Source organism: Chryseobacterium foetidum, from assembly GCF_025457425.1.
Classification (GTDB): domain Bacteria; phylum Bacteroidota; class Bacteroidia; order Flavobacteriales; family Weeksellaceae; genus Chryseobacterium; species Chryseobacterium foetidum.
On the sequence record NZ_JAMXIA010000001.1, the window covers coordinates 812,828 to 835,577 of the forward strand.

The 22,750-nt window shown below is 36.0% G+C and carries 24 protein-coding genes, 1 pseudogene and 1 riboswitch; of the genes and pseudogenes, 9 read left to right on the forward strand and 16 right to left on the reverse strand.

Annotated elements, in window-relative coordinates; all coding sequences use genetic code 11:
• Position 1: 1 nt before the first annotated feature.
• The 12 genes from NG809_RS03875 to NG809_RS03930 form a co-directional block, all read right to left on the reverse strand.
• Complete coding sequence (locus tag NG809_RS03875) at positions 2–718, reverse strand: hypothetical protein (protein WP_262148239.1); 717 nt, start codon at positions 716–718, stop codon at positions 2–4.
• Between the two features lie 43 nt (positions 719–761).
• Positions 762–2,531, reverse strand: a complete 1,770-nt coding sequence (locus NG809_RS03880) for an AMP-dependent synthetase/ligase (RefSeq protein ID WP_262148241.1) — start codon at positions 2,529–2,531, stop codon at positions 762–764.
• A complete protein-coding gene (locus tag NG809_RS03885; RefSeq protein WP_262148243.1) occupies positions 2,528–3,544 on the reverse strand; it encodes an NAD-dependent epimerase/dehydratase family protein in 1,017 nt (338 codons plus the stop codon). Before NG809_RS03885 ends, NG809_RS03880 begins: the two co-directional genes overlap by 4 nt.
• Positions 3,545–3,548: 4 nt before the next feature.
• Positions 3,549–5,705 carry a peptidase domain-containing ABC transporter gene (locus NG809_RS18350; protein WP_262148245.1) on the reverse strand — a complete coding sequence of 719 codons (2,157 nt, stop codon included), beginning with the start codon at positions 5,703–5,705 and terminating at the stop codon, positions 3,549–3,551.
• Positions 5,706–5,709: 4 nt separating this feature from the next.
• Positions 5,710–6,717, reverse strand: coding sequence for an MvdC/MvdD family ATP grasp protein (locus NG809_RS03895; protein ID WP_262148247.1), 1,008 nt, complete (start codon positions 6,715–6,717; stop codon positions 5,710–5,712).
• Positions 6,707–7,666: an MvdC/MvdD family ATP grasp protein gene (locus NG809_RS03900; protein ID WP_262148249.1), complete on the reverse strand. Its 960-nt coding sequence runs from the start codon at positions 7,664–7,666 to the stop codon at positions 6,707–6,709. The genes NG809_RS03895 and NG809_RS03900 overlap by 11 nt, the downstream gene beginning before the upstream one ends.
• Positions 7,667–7,746: 80 nt before the next feature.
• Entirely contained in the window at positions 7,747–7,941 is a 195-nt protein-coding gene (locus NG809_RS03905) for a microviridin/marinostatin family tricyclic proteinase inhibitor (RefSeq protein ID WP_262148251.1), read from the reverse strand.
• A gap of 114 nt (positions 7,942–8,055) precedes the next feature.
• On the reverse strand, positions 8,056–8,841 hold the full coding sequence (locus NG809_RS03910) for an alpha/beta fold hydrolase (RefSeq protein ID WP_262148253.1): 786 nt from the start codon (positions 8,839–8,841) through the stop codon (positions 8,056–8,058).
• A gap of 56 nt (positions 8,842–8,897) precedes the next feature.
• Positions 8,898–9,458 (reverse strand): nucleotidyl transferase AbiEii/AbiGii toxin family protein, encoded by a 561-nt coding sequence (locus NG809_RS03915; RefSeq protein WP_262148255.1) that lies wholly within the window; start codon positions 9,456–9,458, stop codon positions 8,898–8,900.
• Positions 9,459–9,466: 8 nt separating this feature from the next.
• Positions 9,467–9,772: a DUF6922 domain-containing protein gene (locus NG809_RS03920; RefSeq protein WP_262148257.1), complete on the reverse strand. Its 306-nt coding sequence runs from the start codon at positions 9,770–9,772 to the stop codon at positions 9,467–9,469.
• A gap of 20 nt (positions 9,773–9,792) precedes the next feature.
• Positions 9,793–10,512: a pyridoxine 5'-phosphate synthase gene (locus tag NG809_RS03925; protein WP_262148259.1), complete on the reverse strand. Its 720-nt coding sequence runs from the start codon at positions 10,510–10,512 to the stop codon at positions 9,793–9,795.
• A gap of 92 nt (positions 10,513–10,604) precedes the next feature.
• Complete coding sequence (locus NG809_RS03930; RefSeq protein ID WP_262148262.1) at positions 10,605–11,870, reverse strand: mechanosensitive ion channel family protein; 1,266 nt, start codon at positions 11,868–11,870, stop codon at positions 10,605–10,607.
• A gap of 169 nt (positions 11,871–12,039) precedes the next feature.
• On the opposite strand from NG809_RS03930, the gene NG809_RS03935 reads away from it, so the two are divergent.
• The 3 genes from NG809_RS03935 (at position 12,040) to NG809_RS03945 (ending at position 14,277) form a co-directional block, all read left to right on the forward strand.
• Complete coding sequence (locus tag NG809_RS03935; protein ID WP_262148264.1) at positions 12,040–13,215, forward strand: carboxypeptidase-like regulatory domain-containing protein; 1,176 nt, start codon at positions 12,040–12,042, stop codon at positions 13,213–13,215.
• A 71-nt stretch (positions 13,216–13,286) separates the two neighbouring features.
• A complete protein-coding gene (locus NG809_RS03940; protein ID WP_262148266.1) occupies positions 13,287–13,778 on the forward strand; it encodes a DUF456 domain-containing protein in 492 nt (163 codons plus the stop codon).
• A gap of 4 nt (positions 13,779–13,782) precedes the next feature.
• Complete coding sequence (locus NG809_RS03945; RefSeq protein ID WP_262148267.1) at positions 13,783–14,277, forward strand: hypothetical protein; 495 nt, start codon at positions 13,783–13,785, stop codon at positions 14,275–14,277.
• Here the strand turns inward: NG809_RS03945 and NG809_RS03950 are convergent.
• Together NG809_RS03950 and NG809_RS03955 are read right to left on the reverse strand one after the other, a co-directional pair.
• Positions 14,264–14,905 carry a uracil-DNA glycosylase gene (locus NG809_RS03950; RefSeq protein WP_262148268.1) on the reverse strand — a complete coding sequence of 214 codons (642 nt, stop codon included), beginning with the start codon at positions 14,903–14,905 and terminating at the stop codon, positions 14,264–14,266. The genes NG809_RS03945 and NG809_RS03950 overlap by 14 nt on opposite strands.
• A gap of 83 nt (positions 14,906–14,988) precedes the next feature.
• On the reverse strand, positions 14,989–15,492 hold the full coding sequence (locus NG809_RS03955; RefSeq protein WP_262148269.1) for a GNAT family N-acetyltransferase: 504 nt from the start codon (positions 15,490–15,492) through the stop codon (positions 14,989–14,991).
• A 129-nt stretch (positions 15,493–15,621) separates the two neighbouring features.
• On the opposite strand from NG809_RS03955, the gene NG809_RS03960 reads away from it, so the two are divergent.
• The 6 genes and pseudogenes from NG809_RS03960 (at position 15,622) to NG809_RS03985 (ending at position 21,112) form a co-directional block, all read left to right on the forward strand.
• The gene (locus NG809_RS03960; RefSeq protein ID WP_262148271.1) at positions 15,622–17,769 is read left to right on the forward strand and encodes an endonuclease MutS2; all 2,148 of its coding nucleotides are present in this window, start codon (positions 15,622–15,624) and stop codon (positions 17,767–17,769) included.
• A gap of 9 nt (positions 17,770–17,778) precedes the next feature.
• Positions 17,779–18,288, forward strand: a complete 510-nt coding sequence (locus NG809_RS03965; protein ID WP_262148272.1) for a YcxB family protein — start codon at positions 17,779–17,781, stop codon at positions 18,286–18,288.
• A 271-nt stretch (positions 18,289–18,559) separates the two neighbouring features.
• Entirely contained in the window at positions 18,560–18,733 is a 174-nt protein-coding gene (locus NG809_RS03970; RefSeq protein ID WP_262148274.1) for a hypothetical protein, read from the forward strand.
• A gap of 12 nt (positions 18,734–18,745) precedes the next feature.
• Positions 18,746–19,123, forward strand: a pseudogene (locus tag NG809_RS03975) (ATP-binding cassette domain-containing protein); the annotation flags it as partial.
• Positions 19,124–19,303: 180 nt separating this feature from the next.
• Positions 19,304–20,098, forward strand: coding sequence for a hypothetical protein (locus tag NG809_RS03980; RefSeq protein WP_262148275.1), 795 nt, complete (start codon positions 19,304–19,306; stop codon positions 20,096–20,098).
• Positions 20,099–20,438: 340 nt separating this feature from the next.
• Positions 20,439–20,616: riboswitch (cobalamin riboswitch) on the forward strand.
• A gap of 112 nt (positions 20,617–20,728) precedes the next feature.
• Positions 20,729–21,112, forward strand: coding sequence for an acyl-CoA thioesterase (locus NG809_RS03985; RefSeq protein ID WP_056032228.1), 384 nt, complete (start codon positions 20,729–20,731; stop codon positions 21,110–21,112).
• 104 nt (positions 21,113–21,216) lie between these two features.
• On the opposite strand, the gene NG809_RS03990 is transcribed toward NG809_RS03985, so the two are convergent.
• Positions 21,217–21,453 carry a hypothetical protein gene (locus NG809_RS03990; RefSeq protein ID WP_262148276.1) on the reverse strand — a complete coding sequence of 79 codons (237 nt, stop codon included), beginning with the start codon at positions 21,451–21,453 and terminating at the stop codon, positions 21,217–21,219.
• Positions 21,454–22,061: 608 nt separating this feature from the next.
• Complete coding sequence (locus tag NG809_RS03995) at positions 22,062–22,652, reverse strand: HD domain-containing protein (protein ID WP_262148277.1); 591 nt, start codon at positions 22,650–22,652, stop codon at positions 22,062–22,064.
• Between the last annotated feature and the right edge of the window lie 98 nt (positions 22,653–22,750).

Consider the following 22,750-nt stretch of genomic DNA (forward strand, 5'->3'; position numbering starts at 1 on the left):
CCTATTTTTCGTGCTTTTTTATGTAATTATTTAGTGTGGCCTGAATATAAATTACTCCTAAAAAAAATGTCCCGGCCGAATTAATCTCTATTCCTTTCAGTTTTTCGACAATCAGCTTTTGAAGCGAAAAAATGCCCACCAAAAAGCTAACAACATAGCCAATTTGTCCCAGCCAATACATCGTCATCAAAAAATCATCTGGGTTGGAGAATGAGTCGAAAAAATGAATCACACTTACATGTGAACATGAAAGAAAAAAGATCATTAAAATAATCCATACAGTTAGATTACCATTGAATTTAATATTCTTTTTGATAAACCAATACGGAATGTAAAGTCCAAAACTTAGAACTGAATATATGATCAGCAAAAAAATATTTTCTCTTTTGATGTCGTTTTTGAGGATTTCAAATTTTAGAAGATAAGTGATAATTCCATAAAAAATAAGTTTGTAGCCAAACCCTCCCAGCAGACTCATCACCGGATACCATTTTTTTATTCCTGAAGCAGAATCAAAACTGTCATATTGCAATACTAAATATTTGGTTACATAATATTGAAAAACGTGACTTACAACAGTAAAAATCAACCCCAAAAGTAAGAAATGATTTACTTTTTCTTTTGAAATTCTATTGGAAAAATACAGGTAAAAAGCAATAGCAATAAGACTTAAAATAGGAATATAACTCAGTAAATCAGGAAGGATTTTTTGCATCATCAATGATAATTTTAAATTTGATTATAAATTTTAGAATTAAAAACTAATACATCTTTTCAATTATATCCGAGTACTTTTTCATCACAACATTTCTTTTTACCTTCAGAGTTGGTGTAATTTCTCCGCTGCTGATTTCAAATTCTGATGGCAGTAAAGTAAACTTTTTCACTTTTTCATAATCAGAAACCTGATGCTGCAGTTCGTTTATTTTTTCTTTGTAAAAGTCGATAATTTCTTTCTTTTTTACCACTTCTTCCCAATTGGTAAACGGAATATTTTTCTTTTTTAAATAATCCTTCAGAAACTCAAAATTAGGAACAATCAAAGCGGAAACAAACTGTCTTCCTTCTGCAATTAACGTAATCTGACTGATGAAATTATTGTTGGTGAGAAGATTTTCAATCATCTGCGGGGCAATATATTTTCCGTTGGATGTTTTCATTAAATCCTTAATTCTGTCGGTAATGAAAAGATTTCCGTTTTCGTCAAATTTTCCTGCATCACCGGTTTTGAACCAGCCATCCTGCGTGAAAACTTTTGCGGTTTCTTCTGGCCGGTTGTAGTAGCCTTTCATAATTCCGTTTCCTTTAGCCTGAATTTCATCCAGTTCACCAATTCGAAGTTCCACACCTGGCAAAGGTTTTCCGCAACTTCCGTGTTCGAAATTCGCCAGTGGAAAAGCGGTTAAAGTGGCTGTTGTTTCGGTTAATCCGTATCCAACGGTCACATGAATGTCAACCGATTCAAAAAACTGAGTGACCTCCGGCGACAGCGATGCTCCACCACAAGGAATAAACCATAGTCTTCCGCCTAATTTCTCTTTAATTTTACTGAAAACCAACAGATCTGCAACGGTTTCTTTAGCTTTTAAACCAAAAGGAATCGATTTTTCTGTTCTTTTATACTCTGCGGTTTCTTTTCCAACTTCCAAAGCCCAGTTGAAAATTTTCTTTTTTAAAGATGAACCCTCTTCTGCCTTTTCCAAAACTCCAGCATACACTTTCTGTAAAAACCTCGGAACGACGCACATCATCGTAGGTTTTACCTCTGTCAGAGCCTTTGCAATATCTTTCGGATCTTCCAGAAAATACACTCTTGCGCCACCGTACAGACACAGTAAACTCCAGCTTCTTTCAAAAACGTGAGTCAGCGGTAAAAAGGCCAGAGAAACTTCGTCTTCGAAATTTTTAAATTTAAAAAACTCAAAATGAGCATCGCATATTTTAATAAAATTGGCATGGGGTAGCATTACCCCTTTCGGATTTCCCGTGGTTCCGGAGGTGTAAATTATAGTTGCGGTATCGTCCTCATTTTTTTCTGAAAACTCAAATTCGGAAGAAGATTTGGCAATAAAATCTTCCAGATAAAAACTGCTGAATTCTTTTTTAATCCAAACTGCTTTCTTGGATATAATGATGGATTTTAAATCTGTACTTTCTTTCTTTAAAATTTCAAGACAGGAATCATACTGAGCCTGACTGGCAACTAAAACCGATTTGGCCTCAGAATCTTTAAGAATAAATTCCGCCTGCTCGGTATTGTTGGTTGAATAAATCGGAACGGTAATCGCCCCTAACGACAGCACTGCCAGATCAAAAATCATCCATTCTGCAGAATTATCTGCATAAATGGCAACTTTATCATTCTCAGAAATTCCTGATTCTTTTAAAGCATTGGCTGTTTTAAAAATAATTTCGCTGAATTTATTCCAACTCAGTTCTTTCCACTTGCCATCTTTTTTCTTAAAGCCAATTGCCGATTTTAAAGGATGCTTTTCTACATTTTTTTTGATGATTGCCTCTGCAAGATTCATTTATTTTTCAGCTTTTTGTCGTTGATGTAATTGTTGAGATGAAAATCAATACTTTCCGAAACCGGAATAAACTGAAAATCAATCTTTTCTTTAATTTTCTGATTTGAAATGGTAGTGAATGTCGTAATCGACTCAATATTTGTTTTGTTCACAATTTTCAGCGCCGGAATCAGCCATCCAAAAAGAGTATTGACTATTCTACCAAAATTCAGTATTGATTTGGGTAAGATTTTAAGCTCCTTTAAATTTAATTTTGAGCGGATTTGCTTTCCTATTTCGGCGTATCGTTTATTTTCAGAAATTAAAATAAATCTTTGTCCGAAAACTTCTTTATCCATGAGTTCAATGGCGATTTTTGCAACATCTCTTACATCAACATAATTTGCTCCTCCGGAAAACGTAAAATTGTTATTCTCGAAAGTCGGGAAAATATCTCCGCTGCTGTTGCCCCAGTTTCCGCTTCCGATGATCATTCCAGGATTGATGATGATGGTATTTAAACCTTCGGCAGAAGCTCTCCAGACTTCCATTTCGGAAAGGTGTTTTGAGATGGCATAAGCAGAATGTTCGATTTTCGGATTAAAATCTGATTCTTCATCCAGCTCACCTTTTTCGTTAAAACTGTCCAGAACTGCAATCGAACTGACGTGGAGAAATTTCTTCACACCTGAATTTTCGCAGGCGTACAAAAGTTGCTTTGTTCCCTCAATATTTGTATGATAAAGTTCTTTTTCGTCCTGAGGTTTGAAGCTTACTTTCGCAGCACAATGATACACCTCTTCAACATTTTCCAGGGCGGATTGAATTGAGTGAATATCGTTAAAATCTACGTCTACCCATTCAATCTGATCAAAAACAGAATCAGGATTCTCTGTATAAAACTGAAAAGAATGCTTTACTTCACCGATATTGCTCTGAGGTCTTTTGGCTGCACGCACGTTTTTTCCCTTTTTTAAAAGTTCCAAAACGATGACTCTGCCTAAAATTCCTGTTGCTCCTGTTACAAAAACCATGAAACTATATTCCTACTTGATTGTTGACTAAGTTATGATAATATTTTTTACGGTTCAAAAGTTCCTGATGAGTTCCGCTTTCTACAAATTCGCCGTTGTGAAGTACCAGAATCTGGTCTGCATTTTTGATGGTACTCAGGCGGTGCGCAATGATAACCACTGTGCGGCCTTTGAAAAACTCAAAAAGATTCTCCATGATTTCTTTCTCATTTCGGGAATCGAGCGCGCTTGTGGCCTCATCCAGAAGAAAAATATCAGGATTTCTGTAGACAGAGCGGGCAATCAAAATACGCTGCTTCTGCCCTGTGCTTAAGTTTATTCCGTCGTTTCCCACCAAAGTATCAAGACCCTGAGGATACTTCTGTACAAATTTCTGCAAATTTGCAACTTTTACGGCATAAGTCAGCAGATTTTCATCAATATTATCACTTTTAAGCGTGATATTTTTACGGATGGTTTCGGAGAAAATAAAGCCTTCCTGCATCACCGTTCCCGTGGTTTCCCGCCACTCTGAAAGTGGAATCTCTGAGAGATTCTGTTTGCCAAAGATGACTGATCCGCTGTCCGGCTCATAAAACCTCAGCAGAAGTTTGAATAAAGTGGTTTTTCCACTGCCACTTTCGCCAACGACAGCCGTTATTTTACCTTTCGGAATGGTTACATTTAAATTTTTTAAAATCTGAAAATCGCCAAATCCGAAATCTACATTTTCGAGAATAATATCTTCATTGCTCAGCGTTTTTGGGGTTTGTTCAATCGTATCTTCAACAGGTTTGGTGTGCACTTCGGCAATTCTTTCAAGACTTAACTTGGCATCCTGCGTTATCTGAATTACATAAAGAAGCTGGTCGAAAGGTGAATTCATCTGCCCAACGATAAAACTGATGGCCAGCATCATTCCGAGCGTAAGATCACCATCGATCACGGCATAGGCAGAAAATCCGGTGATGAGAATATTTTTGAGCTGAGAAATAAAACCCGATCCAATCATCTGATATTGTGAAAGTTTCAGCGCTTTTTTGTTGCGTTCAAAGAGTTCCTGCTGAATATTTTCCCATTTTGCCTGCTGAAAATTTTCAGACTGATTGATTTTAATTTCAGCCATTCCCAAAACCATTTCATTCAAAATATTCTGATTCTGACTGTTGAGAATAAATTCTTTTTGGTCTAAAACTTTTCTTTTATTTAAAAATATAAAAATCCAGACAACAGAAAGAAAACTGAATGTGAAAAACAGAATCAGGATAATGAGATTGTAAGTCCCCAAAACCACTGAAAAAACCAAAAGGTTGATAAATGAAAAAAGAATCGCCAAAGTGTTGGTAGAGAGAAACGAGCTGATTCTCTGATGATCGAGAATACGCTGCTGAATGTCTCCCACTCTTTTAGACTCAAAATAAGCCACGGGAAGACGGATCAGTTTGGTGATAAAATCGCTGATGAGTCTGATATTTACTTTTGTATTTACTTTCAGCATAATCCAGCTTCGGATAAGATCCATAAAGCTGTTTCCGAGAAAAAGCACAATCTGGGCACCCACAATCATGAGCACAAGATTTTTATCTTTAAATCTAATTGCTTTATCAACAAGATTCTGCGTCAGAAAAGGAAATACAAGCGTTATCACACTGGTAACCAGCAAAGTTAATAACAGAAAAAAAAGGGCTTTGCGGTGAGACTTGAGGTATTGAAACAGAAAACTAAACCCGTTGACCGAACGGTCTTCTTCTTTCTGAAAAAAAGCTTCGGTAGTTTCAAAAAGAAGTGCCTTTCCTTTACCATTTTCCTGAAGCCAGTGTTTTTTAAATTCTTCCTCCGTAAGCTCTGTTTTGCCATATTCGGGGTTGGCAACGGTAATTTTTCCTGAAGATTCCTGCGGCACCAGCACTACGAAATGACTGTTTTCCCAATGAAGGATACAGGGTTTCGGAGCTTCTGACATTAATTGTTCGAAAGTAATTTCCACAGCCAGAGTTTCCAGATGCAGTTCCTCCGACGCTGCCATGAGATCGTGAAAACTCACGCCCGTTCTCGACTGAAATGTGATCAGCCGGAGGTATTCGGGAGAAAAATTTTTACCGAAATATTTGGTTATTATCCTAAGACAGGTCGGGCCGCAGTCCATCGAATCGAGCTGTCTGTAAAAGGTAATTTTTGCCACTTTTTTAGATTAAAACCGCGTTTTCCCTACGCTGAGCTTTGTCACACAGAAGATCAGCTATACTTTTTGAGATAAGATTTCCTTCCGTTAAATTATCAAGCCAAAAAAACTCGCCGGCTGCATTGATTTCGATAAAATAATATTCATCGTCGGGAGAAACAATAATATCGATGGCGCCGTAATCGACGTTGTAAACATCGAGAAGACGGTTGATTTTGGCTTCGATATCAGGTGGCAGGTCGGAAGGCACCCATTTCTGTAAAAGATTGACACCATCTTTCCGCCAGTCTACTTTTGCATCTTCAGATTGCTGAGAATCGATTTCAAAAGTGTAAATATCTTTTCCTACAACAGTTACCCGTAGCTCTTTTTTCTTCTCTATTTTCTTTTGAAACTGCATAGGACAGTAAATCAACCCATCCAGTTCCTCCAAATTATCTTCATTAACAAGATTGGTAAAAACAACGTTTTCCACACCATCTTCGTAGATGGCAAAACCGGTCTGCATCTTGGTAATGACTTCACCGTTTTCTGCGATGAAAGCTCTTGCCTCGTCAGGATTATTGGTAATGCAGGTTTCGGGAATTTTAAAACCTATTTTTGAAGCAATCTTCAGCTGCTCTTCCTTGCTGTCTAATCTTCTGTAAACACTGGGCTTCCCGAGAGAATAACAGTCTAAAGATTCTAAAAACCCAAAAAGTGTATTTCTGATTTCGCCCATAGCTGCACCAAAAAATTTCGTTTCCAGCTCATCTTTCAGGCCATTTCCAATGTTGTAGGCGCGGCGGTACCAAACTGTTGCGATATCATCCAAACGGAATTTTCCGTTGGCATTTTCAAGATATGTTTCCCAGCTTCCATTCTGGTAGATTGTGCTAAGTCTGTTGTTTAAAGGATAAAGATCAACATCGAAACGGATCACTTCAAATCCGTTGGCCTCAATATATTCGGTGACTTTATCAATTGAAAAATTATCTTCTGTGTGAGTTATAATTAAAATTTTATTCTTCATGGTCTTCTATTCTTTTTAAAAGATGGTCAGCAATTGTTTCAGCAATCGGAAATCCCAGTTCTTTCTGCAGCATACCCCATTCTCCCTGCGGATTGACTTCCAGAAAATAATAAAGTCTGTCTGAACTTTTTATCATATCTATAGCGCCAAAATACAATCCCATTTCTTTCATCATCAAAGTCAGTTTCATTTGAATTTCATTGGGAAGCTCATAGACAGACCATACATAATTGTGCTGAGTGATGCGCCAGTCTGTATTTTCACTGTTGTTGATTTTCCCTGCAAAAAACTCACCATCAATATACACAATTCTGAGTTCATACTCTTTTTCAATATACGGCTGAAAAATCATCGGGCTGTAAACGATATCTGAAAGACTTTCAATATTAAAACCGTCGACAATCATCGTGGAAACCATATTTTCGCCAGTCATATTTTTAGACCAAACTCCGTGCAGTTTTGCAATGGCTTTACCGCCGCATTTTTCATTTAAAAACTTCCTGACTTCAGCTTCATCGTTCGAAAAGATCGTTTCCGGAATCTTTAACCCATTTTTTTCTGCTATTTTCAACTGAAGCATTTTGTGGAGATCAATTTTTTTTTCGTTTTCAAAAGGATTGATCCACGGTAAATGTTCGAGAAGTGTAAAAATGTTTGATTTTAAAGTTTCATATTCACTGATAAAAATAGGATGAAAATTTTCATCCAAATCTTCCGGAGGACTTACCTTCCACGATTTCCTGTGCCAGACAGCTTTAATGTCTTGAGAGTGAACGGTATTTCCCAATGAGTCAGTAATAACAAAAGTTTTCGGACTTGTACTGATTTTCTGACTGTGATTGAGCTGGTCAGAATTTAATCTGTAATAAGGAATATTTTTCGACGACAGATAATCAAAAAACAGGTCAACGGTGTAAAAATCCTGAGAGTGTGTGATGCAGAGAATCATAATTGCTGTATTAAAAAGAGGAAACTTAAAGCTAAGTTTCCTCGAATATCAATTTGTCAATATGAATAATATTAAACGGCTTATACCGTAGATTCGTCACCGTCTGAAGGATACTTCATTGTCTGCTGCGTATCGTAAGCAGGTTTAGTAATGCCGTCGCGCAGAGGACTTGTTGCACCTACACTGCTGCTTCCACCTTTTACCTCCTTCGAATCTTTAATCTGATTTTCTAAAAATGAAGCAAAGAACGGTTTTTTTAACTTTTTCTTTTCCATAACACATTTTTTTTATTGATTTGATAAGACTAAGATACAAAAAAATTGTATCGAAAAAGAAAATACAAACAGTTTATGAAAACTTTAACCTAATTTTAAGAAAGGTATATATGTTTAAATTCCTAAAAATTCTTTTATAACCTTGCTGAATTCCAATGGATTATCTGCCTGAACCCAATGCGCTGCATTTTTAATTTTCACAAATTGGGCTTTTGGAAACTGCTGTCTGGTTGAAAATTCATCCTGCGGTAGGATGTAATTGGATTTTTCACCCGCGATAAATAAAGTCTCACCATCAAAAACGCCAAATTTAATAGCGTTGGAGACAAACTGGTTGTATTTTTCTGCCAAAGTTTTCAGATTAAATCTCCAATTGAGTTTTTTTGAATCGCTATTTTCTTCCCAATACAGATTTTTAGCTAAAAACTGAATCGTAGATTTTTCCGGAATGTATTGGCTTAAAACATTTTCCACCTCACCTCTTGATTTAACCTCATCGAAATTTACCGTTTCCAAAGCTTTGATAATTCCCTGATGATGCGGAGGATAGGCTTTTGGTGTAATATCTACAACAATCAGTTTTTCAACTTTTTCAGGATATTTTATAGCGAACTGCATCACGGCTTTTCCGCCCAAAGAGTGTCCTAAAACGTGGGCTTTTTCAATTCCGTAATGATTCATATAGTTGGCAATATCGTCTGCCAAATCATCATGAGACATATTTTCGGAATGAAAACTTCTGCCGTGATTTCTTAAATCGATCAGATGAACAGGTAAAATCTCGCCCAGTTCTTTACCGAAACTTCCCCAGTTATCGAGCATTCCAAATAAACCGTGGAATACTAAAAGCGGTGTTGACGAAAGGTTTTCGCCGAATATTTTTGAATGTAAGATTTGCATATTTAATTTTTTAGGCTGGATGTTGGATGATGTTTGCTGGAAGTTTATCTGAATCCTTAAATAATCAATTTTAAATATTCCTCTTTTATGGTTTTTTTACATTTTTCCCAGTCAAATTCTTTGAAAATCTCAGGACTATTTTGGATATCAGCATCCTCAAAATATGTTAGACTTTTAATCAACATAAAGTGCGAACCGTCCTCATACTTGGTATCATAAAATTTTATCATTTCCTCAAGTGAAAATTCTCTCAGCAAAAAAAACAAATCTATAAAATCTTTTTTGCTTCCCCGACCTGAAATAGCATTGAGCTTCATAGCCGAAATATCTTTTTTAGAAGCCATTCTTACTCCATCTACATCTAAAACATTTTCAAGTAAAGGATATCGGTAGTTTACAAAATCGACTTTGATATTATTGACTGAAACAATTAAAATATTTTTGGTCTTTTGAAGTTTTTCAACCTTACCAAACTTAGTAAGCTCTTCCATAAAAGCATCTTCATCAATAAGGCAATTTCCAAACATATCAATATCTACAGAATCTCTATGCCCAATCTGCAAAGCCAAAGCAGTACCTCCAACCAAAATAAAATCAGAAAAAATTTCTGACTTCATTATATTGTTTAAGAGTTCCAGTAATTCTGGACTAACTGCCTGTGTCTGTAACATCTGAATTCAGTTTTATCAATATTGAAAATTGTGGAAAGAAAAGATAAAGTTACTGCATCAAGACTCCTCAAATTTAATGACACCTCTTTTATTTTATCTAATCCGTAGAATGATTTTAATAAATTCCAATCAGACATTTTTCCATATTCCAAGACTTTTTGAATCATGTGAACATTATGTTTTTCCAAATCAAAAGTCGCCAAATCCACATCCCAAAAGAGATGCGGAGAAAAATCTTTGGTGGTAATTTCAGAATTCATCTATCAAATATAAGCAAATTCTACCACTTCGCCAGTCTTTTCAGATAAGCCTGAACCGTGTTTTCCATACCCATGTATAAAGCTTCGGAAACCAAAGCATGACCAATGGAAACTTCCAGAAGATTAGGAATATTGTCTGCAAAATATTTTAAATTCTCTAAACTTAAATCGTGACCCGCGTTAATTCCCAATCCGAATTTCTCAGCTTCAACAGCTGTTTCTACATAAGGTTTAATTGCTTCCTCTTTATTTTTTGAATAATTCGATGCATAAGCTTCGGTGTACAACTCAATTCTGTCGGCACCTGTTTCTGCAGCAAATTTCACCATTTCAGGATTTGGATCTAAGAAAACAGATGTTCTGACACCAGCATTTTTAAATTCGGCGATAACAGATTTCAGAAAATCCATATTTTTTTCACAGTCCCAACCTGCGTTTGAAGTGATTGCGTCATCTGCATCGGGAACTAAAGTTACCTGCTCAGGTTTGACCTCCAAAACCATATCAATAAAATCTCTGTGCGGATTTCCTTCGATATTAAATTCTGTATGAACAATCGGTTTCAAATCGTACACATCTTTTCTTGTGATGTGCCTTTCATCTGGCCTTGGGTGAATGGTAATTCCGTGAGCACCAAATTCCTGAATTTTAATTGCTGCTTCGGTTACACTTGGAGTTTCGCCACCTCTTGCGTTTCTTAAAGTGGCAATTTTATTAATGTTTACGCTTAGTTTTGTCATATTTTTGCTGGATGATGGATGTGGGAAGCAGGATGTTGGTGCTTCTGATATTCATCATTTTTTTTATTTTATTCTGTATTTCTAATTCTTAACTATTTCGGCAATCCAATCTGCATAATCTGCAGATCAAATTCTTTGGAAGCAACCAACAAATGGTCAAATATATCTGCCTGAATCTGTTCAAACTTTACCCATTTTGAATCATTCGCAAAGCAGTACACTTCCATTGGCAAACCTTGGGTAGTGATCTCCAGCTGTCGAACCATGATCGGACTTTCTTTGTCTACATCAGGATCATTTTCAAGATATTTCTGAGCATAAAACCTGAAAACCCCGATGTTTGTCAGCTGTCTGCCGTTGATGATTTTATCTTTGTGATCGATGGATTCTTTTTCAAGATTGATTTCTGAAGTTTTTTGATTTAAATAATCTGAAATCAAATTGATGTCTTTCAAACGCTCAATTTCTTCATCATTCAAAAATTTAAATGAATTGATATTGAAAACAATCGATTTTTTAATTCTTCGCGTATTCGATTCAGACATGACCTGCAGGTTCTTAATCTCTGTTGTCAGTAAATCATACGTTGGAATTGAGGAAATAGTTTTATCAAAATTTGAAATTTTTGTCGTCAGCAAACTGATATCTAAAATATTTCCTTCAATATTATATTTAGGAATCCCGATCCAGTCGCCGACTTTCAGACTTTTTGAAGTGGCAACGTGAATTCCGGTGACGAAGCCTAAAATAGTATCTCTGAAAACCAATACCAATACTGCAGTTATCGCTCCCAAACTTCCGACAATCGTAGTTCCCTTAATCCCAAAAACCACACAAATGCTGACGATGGTGAAGATAAAAATTCCAAGAATTTTCACGGTTTCGGAAATCGCATTGATGGCCATGACCTTGTAAAAATCCTGTTTGATGGTGAAATAACTCCTGAAACCTGTCAGAGAACGGTACAACATTCCGGCAAGAATCAGCACCAAACCCAGGTTGACTGACCTGTGAATGAAAATGGTTGTATTTTTTAATGCACCCACAAAAATAGACTCATGTAAAGATCCTATTATTGCCAATGCCACAAAATGCGCTACAGAATTGGTGATTCTGGATTGATAGATTGACTTTAAGACAGGGAATTTATTTTCATTTCTGAAAAACCTGAACGTATAGTTAATGATGATTTTAAATATAAAATCAAGCAGAAGAAAAATACCGACAAGCAGGGATATTTTCACAATGATATGAAAAATCCAGTCAAGACCGGTCGGCGAGACCTTACTGATATAAATATACAGGTGCTCGCTCAGTTCCTGAAAAAAACTTTTGGTATCTTTTATCTCATCTTTCATTATCTGCAAAATTACGAAATTATAAAAATCTTTTAAGGCTGTTCAATAAAGGAAAATTCAACAAGAGTAAGGCTAATTGAATGAAATATATTCAGAAATTATAAATATTTTTTAAATTATCTATATTAAATTATTAATTTAGTCACACTAATCCATAAAACTTAACCCTATGAAAAAATTCAACTTATTATTCCTTTTAATCCTTATTCTGTCGCTTGGCTCCTGCCGTTCCGATTCTGAAACAGCTGAAACTCCAACAGCAATCGCCGTGCAAAACGGAAAGGTAAAAGGAAAAATCACATCACAAAACGGAGCAAAAACCATCGGCGGGGCATCTGTTTTTACTTTTGATGAAAAGTATAAAATTTATCACACCACATCAGATTCAGAAGGAAATTTCACGCTTGAAGCTCCGGAAGGAAATCACACCATTTACATCCAAACGGGTAACGGAAGTAACTTCAGAACACAGGCGACGGCAAATATTAAAGCCAACGAAACAGTAAATCTTGAACTGACGCAAACCAAACTGACACAGGTTGCAAAAATTGCCTACGTAAAAGGAACTTTCGATAAAATCGAAGACATCATCCAGACTTTAGGCTACACTGCGACAGAGATTACCAATACAGATCTGGCCAATTTGAACACGTTGGCTCAGTACGACATCGTATTTCTGAATTGCGGATCGAGAAAATTCTCGCAGTTTGCCAATCTTTATCCCGTAATTGAAAACAATCTTGCTGTTTTTGTAGCGAATGGCGGAAGTATATACGCTTCAGACTGGGACGTTTCTTATTTGGTTGGCGGAAATGATAATACCAACAACTGCAATCTTGCCGGAGGTTTCATCCCTGATTCTAAATTGTGTTCTAAAAACATCGGATCATCAGGAATTGTTGCTGGTACTGTAAGCAACACTTCATTGGCAACAGCATTAGGATTCAACACACTGAATCTTGATTTTGATCTGGGAGCATGGCAGAAAATCACCAATTATGATCCTGCTTACTGGGAAGTTTTGGTGAAAGAAACCGCCAGCAATGATCCATTGATGATTAGAACCAATCAGTTTACAGACAATACTTTACCGAATATCCCGATTGGAAATGCTCCGAGTTTGAACTTTGTAACGGTCTGCATCACGCTTTCCAATAATGTTCAGATCAGTGTTTCTGTTCCACAGGTGGCTGTGCCTGCTTTATTAGCTTTGGGTGCGACTTTAGGTTCTTGTTCTGGTGCAGGAAATAGCGGATATATTTACTACACCGCTTTCCATAATCATGCTTCAGGAAATATTGGAAATGCTGCAGGTATTCTTCAGTATGTAATTTTAAATCTTTAAAAAATCGGCTTGGAAATTGATAAACAAAAGTGGCCTGAAAAGGTCACTTTTTTTTATAAAAAATTTAAATTATGGAATACTCTCTCATTGTTTTACTCAGCCTTGTTTTACTTGTTTTAGGTATAGTTGGAACAATTCTTCCCGTTTTGCCCGGACTTGTTTTAAGTCTTGCCGGATTGCTTATTTATAAATACGGTGCAGATGCAGACCTTTCAATGATCTACATTTGGGCATTTGTGATTCTGACTTTAGCTTCTGTTATTTTAAATTATGCCATCCCCGCCAAAGCCACAAAAAAATATGGCGGAACACGCTGGGGAAGCATTGGTTCGGTCATTGGAACTATTGTAGGAATGTTTATCCCAATACCGCTTGGATTTTTGGTGGGAATGTTTGCCGGAGTTTTTATTGGCGAACTTTTGCACGACAGTAAAGACATGACAAAAGCCTGGAAGTCTACCAAAGGAGCTTTCATAGGATTTCTTTACGGAACCGGCTTTAGTTTTGTAGTTGGTGTGGCAATGTTTTTAGTTGTAGTTTTGGATCTTACAAATGTTATTTAAAAAAATGTATTACAAATCAATTATTCTGAGTCTGGGATTTTTAAGTTTAATCAACTGTAATTCTCAAAAAGTAAAAAATGACGACATAAAAGTGCAAGTCGCCGAAAATGGCGATGTGAAAACAACCACCAAAGAAGGTGAAATCATCTATTTTAAAGAAGGCGAAAATAAATTTCTAAAGGAATATCAAATGAATGTGACGTTCAAAGGGATTTCTGAAGACAGCCGCTGTCCGAAAGATGTGCAGTGCATTTGGAGCGGTGTTGCCGTTGCACAGGTTGAAGTGATGGCTACCACTTCCCGACCGATGACTTTAAATATTGCCAGCATCGAAAATAAAGGAAGGAACTATCACAAGTCAGTTGATTTCAATGGCTATACGATCACTCTTGCCGATGTAAATCCGTATCCTGAAACATCTAATTCTAAGTCGATGAAAGGAAATTATAAAATCGGAATTACGATTAAAAAGGCAGTAGAAAACACTACCACGAGATAGGTTTTTTACCTTTTGAAACCAAATATTCATTGATTTTTGAGAAAGGTTTGCTTCCATAAAAGCCTCTGTAAACAGAAAATGGTGAAGGATGCGCAGACTTAATAATAAAATGCTTGGCCGGATTGATTAATTCGGCTTTTTTCTGTGCAAAAGCGCCCCACAAAACGAAAACAACATTCTCTTTTTTATCTGAAATTTCTTTGATGATATAATTTGTAAAGGTTTCCCAACCCAAATCTTTATGAGAATTTGGCGAATGGGCACGAACAGTCAACGTTGCATTAAGCATTAAAACGCCTTGTCTTCCCCAGTCATCAAGTTCTTTGGAAGTTCTGTCGATTCCTAGATCATCTTTTAATTCTGTAAAAATATTTTTGAGTGAAGGCGGAGCAGCAACCTGTTCGGAAACCGAAAAACACAAACCATTCGCCTGAAAATCATTATGATAAGGATCCTGACCGAGAATTACCACTTCAACATCATCAAAAGGCGTGATTTCCAAAGCTCTGAAAATCTGTTTTTTGGGTGGGAAGATTTTTGTGGTGGCGTATTCTTGTTTTACTTTTTCCCAAAGCTGTTCAAAGTACGGTGTGTTTTTTATGGGTGCTAAAATTTCGGTCCAGGTCATATTTGATTTGAGATTTGAAGTTTGAGATTTGAGATTTGAGATTACGGGAGTTATCAGTTTTTGAAATTGCAATTCAGATACCATTATTGTTTGATGCTGAACACCAAATTATCCGGAAAACCATCATCTTCTCTCCCATTTTCCAGAACGAATCCCTTTTTTAAGAGCAAACCTTTAGAATTTTCATTAAATTTATTGGTCATCGCAACAATTTCCTGTAAATGTACATCTGTAAAACCAAAATCTACAACCACTTTCAATGCTTCAGACATCAATCCCTGATAATGAAACTCCGGCAACAGTTCATAGCCAACCTCTGCTGTTTTTCTGTCTTCGGTAAAATTATACAGACAAATGGTACCAATTAAATTCTGTTGATTTTTAAGCGAAATTCCAAAGTAAAAAGATTCATTATTTATCGCTCGTTCCTTGATCATCAGAATAAACTGCAATGCATCAAAATTATTTTTGGGTGCATTTCTAATTACATATTTGTTGGTAATTTTATTGCTGCGGATTTTTAAAATATCTTCAACATGATTTTCGCTGAGGGGTTTTAGATGAAGTCTTTCGGTTTCCAGTTTCATATTTCAAATTTAACTAAATGATTTGAAATTTGAAGTTTGAGATTTGAGATTTGTTATGCATTTTCAAATTCTCAAATTAAACTCATTTTCAAATTAAATTCTCATTTTCAAATTAATTATCTTTGCACTGTGTATATAGACAAAGAAGATTTAGACGAACTGGAGTTTCCGCAACTGCTCGCGGAGATTGCTCCTTTTGCATATTCCCATAAAACGAGAGAAAAAATCCTTGAACTTCGTCCTATGAAAATTGACGAAGCTGAAATTTCATTAAAAAAGACCTCAGAATATCTTTCAAGTTTTGAAAGTTCGAATGCGATTCCTTTTGATGAATACGAAGATATTGAGAACGAGCTCAAACTGATGCTGATCGAAAATTACCGGTTGGAAAACGTTGCTTTCATTAAAATAAAAACGCTGACCGAACAGATCGGAAAACTGCAGAAGTTCTTCCCGACCATGCCAGAAACTTTCCCAAATTTAATTGAGGATGTTTCTGCTTTGGAATTCAAAAAAGAAATCATTGATAAAATTGATAAAGTTTTCAACCGCTTTGGTGAAGTAAAAAGTGAAGCTTCCCCGATTTTAAAAGTGTTGAGAACGGAAATTCAACATGCTAAAAAAGCGATTACGGAAAATTTCAACAGAGCGTTATTCAATTACGGACAGAGTGAATTTCTGGACGATATCAGAGAAACCATTATAGACGACATGAGGGTTTTGGCGGTGAAATCTGCGTACAAGAAAAGAGTTGTTGGTAGAGTTTTAGGCCTTTCAAAAACAGGTTCTATAACGTACATGCAGCCGGATTCTGTGGTGAAGCATTATTTTAAACTTAAAGAAAGCGAAGAAGAGGAGAAAAAGGAAATCGATAAAATCTTGAGGAAACTGACTGCGGAACTGGCAGAATTCCAGCCTCAACTCTGGAGATATCAGATGTATATTTTTGACCTTGACCTCACGAGAGCCAAATCGAAGTTTGCTGAGTTGATCAACGGAGTTTTACCGAAAATAAACCGTCACAAGACTTTAAAACTCAAAGACGCTTTCCATCCTTTGTTGTTTTTGAGAAATAAGATTGAAAATAAAACTATTTATCCTCAAACTTTAGCGTTAACCGAGCACAACAGAATAATCTGTATTTCGGGGCCGAATGCCGGTGGAAAATCGATTACTTTAAAAACGGTTGGATTGCTTCAACTGATGATTCAGAGCGGGATTCTGGTGCCTACGCATCCGAAATCCGAAATGTTTTTCTTTGATAAAATTATGACCGATATTGGTGATAATCAATCCATTGAAAATCATCTTTCGACTTACTCTTCGAGACTGAAGAAAATGGGCGGAATCATCCGTGAAGCGGATGCCAACACACTTTTGCTGATTGATGAATTTGGTACAGGCTCCGATCCTGAATTGGGTGGTGCTTTGGCAGAAAGTTTCCTTGAATTTTTCTACGACAAAAAGAGTTTCGCCATTATCACAACGCATTACACCAACATCAAACTGGTTGTAGAACAGCTTCCGAATGCTCAGAATGCGGCGATGCTTTTCAACGAAGAAACTTTGGAACCGATGTACAAACTGGAAGTGGGCTCTGCCGGAAGTTCGTTTACTTTTGAGGTGGCCGAAAAGAACAAAATTCCGAGGTTTATCATTCATTCTGCGAAGAAAAAAGTGGAACATGATATCGTCAATTTAGATAAAACCATCGTCAAACTTCAGCAGGAAAAATATGAAGTTGAAAAACTGAAAACCGACCTTGCCGAAAGAAAAGAATCGGTGGAAGATAAAAGAGATAATCTTCAGAAACTGAACGAACAGCTGCAGCAAAAACTCTTTAATTTCCAGAAATTATATGAGGATGAGCATCGTAAACTTCAGTTTGGAAGCAAGATTGAAGCCTTCATCGACGGTTATGTAAAAGGCAGATCGAGGAAAGATGTGGTGAAAGATTTTGTGAAGATTCTGGAGCAGGAAAAATTTAGGAAAATCGGTACTGATAAGGATGAAACCAAGAGACTTCAGGTTGTGAAAAGAAAAATTACGCAGCAGTTGAAGAAAGAAGATGTCATCGAAAAAATCACGGAAACCAACGAAAAAATAGAGGAAAAACGCAAATCAGATCGTGAACTGTGGATGAAAATCGGACAGCGCGTGAGAATTACAGGAAGTACAAGCGTGGGAACGATTGAGAAAATTTCGAGGAATAAAGTTACCGTGAATTACGGAACTTTCAAGACTTTGATTAATGCGGATGAGCTGGAAAGGATTTAAATATCAATAATGGAAACGACTTATCAAATCAATTCGAAAGATTATGTAAAACTCATGTTTTCTTTGGCGTATAGAAAACCTATCTTCATGTTTTTATTTCTGTGTGGATTCTTTCTGGTCTACAAGCTAATAGATTTAAATGTAACAGGAGAATTTATGTATTTAGAATCCTCTACAAGATATTTTATCATTATGATGATCATATACATTTTTATAATCAGTCCTCTGATGTTATTTATTAGATTCAGGAATGCTTTTAAAACCAATAAAGTTATTGGTGAAAGGGTAACAACAACTGTCACCAGCGAAACTATTAAAGATATTGGAGAATCTTATACTACAGAAGTAGACTGGAATGTTATTCATAAAATCAGGGAATTAAACAGTTGGTTTTTATTCTACCACAACAATATTTCATTTGGGTTTATGCCTAAAAAAGATCTTTCCAAAGAGCAAATTTTAGAATTGAGAAATTTAATTAAAAACAGCGGCGTGAAGGCTAAGCTTTTAAACAATTAAAACTAAGAGAGGACAACATAACATTGTTCTCTTTTTACTAACTTACATACATGATTTCAGAGATAAAAATATTGTGGATTTTTTATAAAAAACTAATTATTCCCGGATTTTCTTTTTCACTCTTAAGTTCAATTCCTTTTGGTTTTAATTACGACCATTTTACCACAGGATTTTTATTTATTTTTCCTTTATTACATTATCTTATTTACGAAATAAGACTGAAAAATGAATATCTTTTTTATGCAAATTTTGGTTTTTCAAAACGACAGCTTTGGATTTTAACATTGATTTCTGCGGTAAGTTTAAAACTGACAGCAACTTTTATATGAGCAGACTTCATATCGACAGCATTACAAAATCTTTTGGCAACAAAGAAATTTTGAGAGACATTTACTTAAGTCTTGAAACAGGAAAAACAGCCGGACTTTTAGGAAGAAACGGTTGAGGAAAATCAACTTTATTTCAGATTATTTTTGGAAATCTGAAAGGTAAAACTCAATACATAAAATTTAACGAAACAATTTTGCAGAAACAGTCTGACAGAAAAAACAGAATTGCTTATCTGCCGCAACATTCATTCCTGCCGAAGAATGTAAAAATTAAAAAAGTGATTAATTTAGTTTGTAATCAAGAAAATGCTGAAAAGCTATGTGATTTAAATTTAATTCAATCTTTTTTAAATGAAACCCCAAAATCACTGTCAGGCGGCGAACTGAGACTTGTAGAAATCCTTTTGATTATCAATTCAAAAGCAGAATTCATTTTGCTGGATGAGCCTTTCCACAGCCTTTCCCCAAAAATCATTACCGAAATAAGGACAGTGATAAAGAATTAGACCCAAAAAGGATTTCTGATTTCGGATCATCAATATCACGATGTTTTGGAGATTTCCGATAAAAATTTCCTGCTTTCGGATGGAAATTTGAGATTAATCAAAGATTTAACAGAATTGCAAAGGTTTAATTATCTCCCGAAAAATATTTAATTTATATCTTTGAGCTAAATATTCTTTCAAATGACTTTCATCAACAAAGCAGTTTTATCTTTATTCAGTATATTTTCGTTTAGTTTAATCGATGCGCAAAACAAAATTCCGTTTGGAGTTGTAAAGGCACAGGAAGGTTATGCGATGGTGCGTGTACACAAGGAAGATTACCGCAAGATTGTTGATAAAATCAGAATGAAAAAAGGCGACGTTTTCGTTTATGTAAAACCCGCTCCCGGAGAAACCGAATGGATCTGGATCAAATATCCTGAAAAAACTGACGACGAAAAGCCTTTTGTAAGATATGACAGCCTTACAAAAGAAGGTATGGTCAACAAAGACCGTGTTGCTTTCATCGATCAGCTTCCGAAATTTACACCATCAAAATCTAAAAACGGAAGATCATACACATTTACAGATAATTCCAATGAAAAAATTCCGACTGCACAACGTACGAAAGTAGTAATCGACATCTACCCTTCCAACGCGAGCTTTAAAAGACAGGAAAAAGATGCCGACGGAAACATCACTAAAATTGATAAAGCAAAGCCATGGGGCATCGGAAAAACCCTTCCTGAAGGCCTGACAGAAGTAAAATCCATCCGTGTACAGCAGCCCGGAAGAGGAACTGTTTTTGTACGTGATGCAATCAAAAATCTATTTGATCCAACAACCGATTTCGAAAACATTGGTGTAACAGCAATGGATGCTGATCATGTTTACATCTACATGATCAACGGCTCAGGTGAAAACCGTTACACGACTTTCTGGACGGTGAAAGAAGGAAAAGTGATCAGTCAGATTATTTACAACAATCCTGAATAACTGTTGGAATTTTAAACATTAAGATTATTAATTGGTTAAGCTTTTTTAAGGATCAATAAAATTGATTTAAGCGTAATGCTTAATCATTTACCTCGGTAAAACTTAAAAAAAACAGTCAGTTTTGTCCTTAACAGCTTACTATGTCTTAATGGTTCAAATAAAATTCCAACCGCCCACCTTAATATTTTACCTCGTAAACCTTAAAATATCTGCAGTCAGTTTGTTCTTAACAACTTAATCTGTCTTAATGGTTCAAATTTTCTGCAGCTACTTAGAAAAAAGATTACCCTAATTTAAATCAAACTTTATTTGTACTTTTGCCGACGGAAAATCTCAACAAATGATTTTCCGGGAAACTGGTTTTGCTTAGCCGCAAACGAAAAGGGAATCGTGTGAAAATCACGAACTGTCGCGCAACTGTAAGTAACCGAAGTCTTTATAAAAACCACTGTGCACAGGGCATGGGAAGGAATAAAGATGTTACAAGTCAGGAGACCTGCCTGTTTCTTCAAACAAAAAACTTTCGCGATCTGAAGTTTATTGACCAAATGTTATTTCGGGAATTATCCTTCCTGAAAGATTCTTTTTGTTTCAGTAAAGTTCATTTTTCGCACAAATTTATAATGAAATATGACTACAGAAGAAAGAATTGATGCCTCGGAAACCAGAATTTTCAAAGCCGTTTTCCCCAACACAACAAATCATTACGACACGCTTTTCGGTGGAACTGCGATGCAGCTGATGGATGAAGTTGCGTTTATCACAGCCACACGATTTGCAAGAAAACGCGTGGTAACCGTAAGCAGCGACAAAATTGATTTTAAAAAACCTATTCCTGCCGGAACCATCGTGGAATTAATCGGAAAGGTTTCTCACGTTGGAAAAACGAGTATGAAAGTGAATGTTGAGATTTTTACCGAACAGATGTATTCTTACGAAAGGGAAAAAGCGATTACAGGCGATTTTACCTTTGTAGCCATCGACGAATTTAAGAAACCAATTCAAATTTTATAATAGATGAGCGGTAGTTTTTGACTGCCACTTGTCACTTTCAGTCTTTATTTAAAAGGTTTCGGTAGACTTAATTGTTCTTCGAAACCTTTTTCTTTAAATAAAATCTATATTTCCTGCTCTGAAATTTCCACTAAAATATCTATGGGAACGCTTGTAATAATCAGTATTTCATGATTTTGTTCCCGAATTACTACGTCTGCATCAGAAAAACTTCCGTCTGGATTCTTTCTTTTTACTTTTAAATTTTTTGCATCTAAAAATTTTGCCGGAATTGACAGCGTATAGTTGTTTTCGCTTTGATGATAATCAAACTCTTCGCGATTGTATTCTTTTGTCTGCATTGCTTATTTTTTGAAATAGAAACAATCTGCACACCATTTTTTTTACTCTCGCAGATTGTGCGGATTTTGCAGATGAAATTTGATAAAAAAATGCTTCGACAAGCTCAGCATGACATCTCTGATACTAAGCTTTAGATAAAAGGTGTTAGGGCGAGTCCGTCGAAGCCTTCGTGTGTGTGTAAATAAAATTGAGATCAGACTAAAATTAATCAGCTCAATCACCAAAATCAGCGTGAGATTATTTCACAACTATATTGATAAACAAAAATGCTTCGACAGGCTCAGCATGACATCTCTAATACTAAGCTTTAGATAGAAGGTGTTAGGCTGAGCCCGTCGAAGTCTTCGTGTTTTAAATAAAATTGAGATCAGATTAAACTTTTAAGAGAATCAGCTTAATCACCAAAATATGCGTGAGATTATTTCACAACTATATTGATAAACAAAAACGCTTCGACAGGCTCAGCGTGACAATTCTAATCCTAAGCATAACATAAAACGTGTCAGGCTGAGCCCGTCGAAGCCTTCGTGTTTTAAATAAAATTGAGATCAGATTAAACTTTAAAAAGAAAGCAGCTTAATCATCAAAATCTGCGTGAGATTTCCAATTATCTTAAAACCTTCGCCGATTCCAGATTGAGATTCATTAGATGATGAAAGGCCTCTTCCATTTCTTCTGATGCTCTGCAGATGGCATTTTCAAGGATTTTCCTTACCTGAACTTCGGTTACTTTGGCTTCAGTCCAGCTTTTTCCCGAAGTGTGAGAATTTAAAATAAAAGGCATAATTCTGTCAATGGCACAGGCAAAAATAGCGTCCGGCGTTTCTTCCTCTTCAAATTCCAGCCAGAGATTAAAGAATTCTGAACGGAGAGGTTCATCTAAAATTCCGAAAATCTTTTGGGCAGACCGTTTTTCTCTTTCAAATTTTCCCACCATTGCAACCTCATCAAAAATGAAGGTGTCGCCCGCCTCAATTTCTACCAAATCATGGATGGAAAGCATTCTGATGACTCTCAAAAGATCAATATCTGCTCTGTTTTTAGCATAAGGAAATAAGATCTGAGCTAAAATAATGATCTGCCAGGAATGTTCCGCAGTATTTTCTCTTCTGGAATCATCGGCGTTGTAATTTCTTCGCTGAACATTTTTCAAAGCGTCAACAGCGATGATAAAATCGATTTCTTTTTGAATTTTCATCTGTAGATTTTATTTATTTTATTTGTCAGATGTCACCGCCCAATCTTCATAACTGCTTGCTTCTAAAGTTTTTTATGGGCGATTTCATGGTTCAAAAA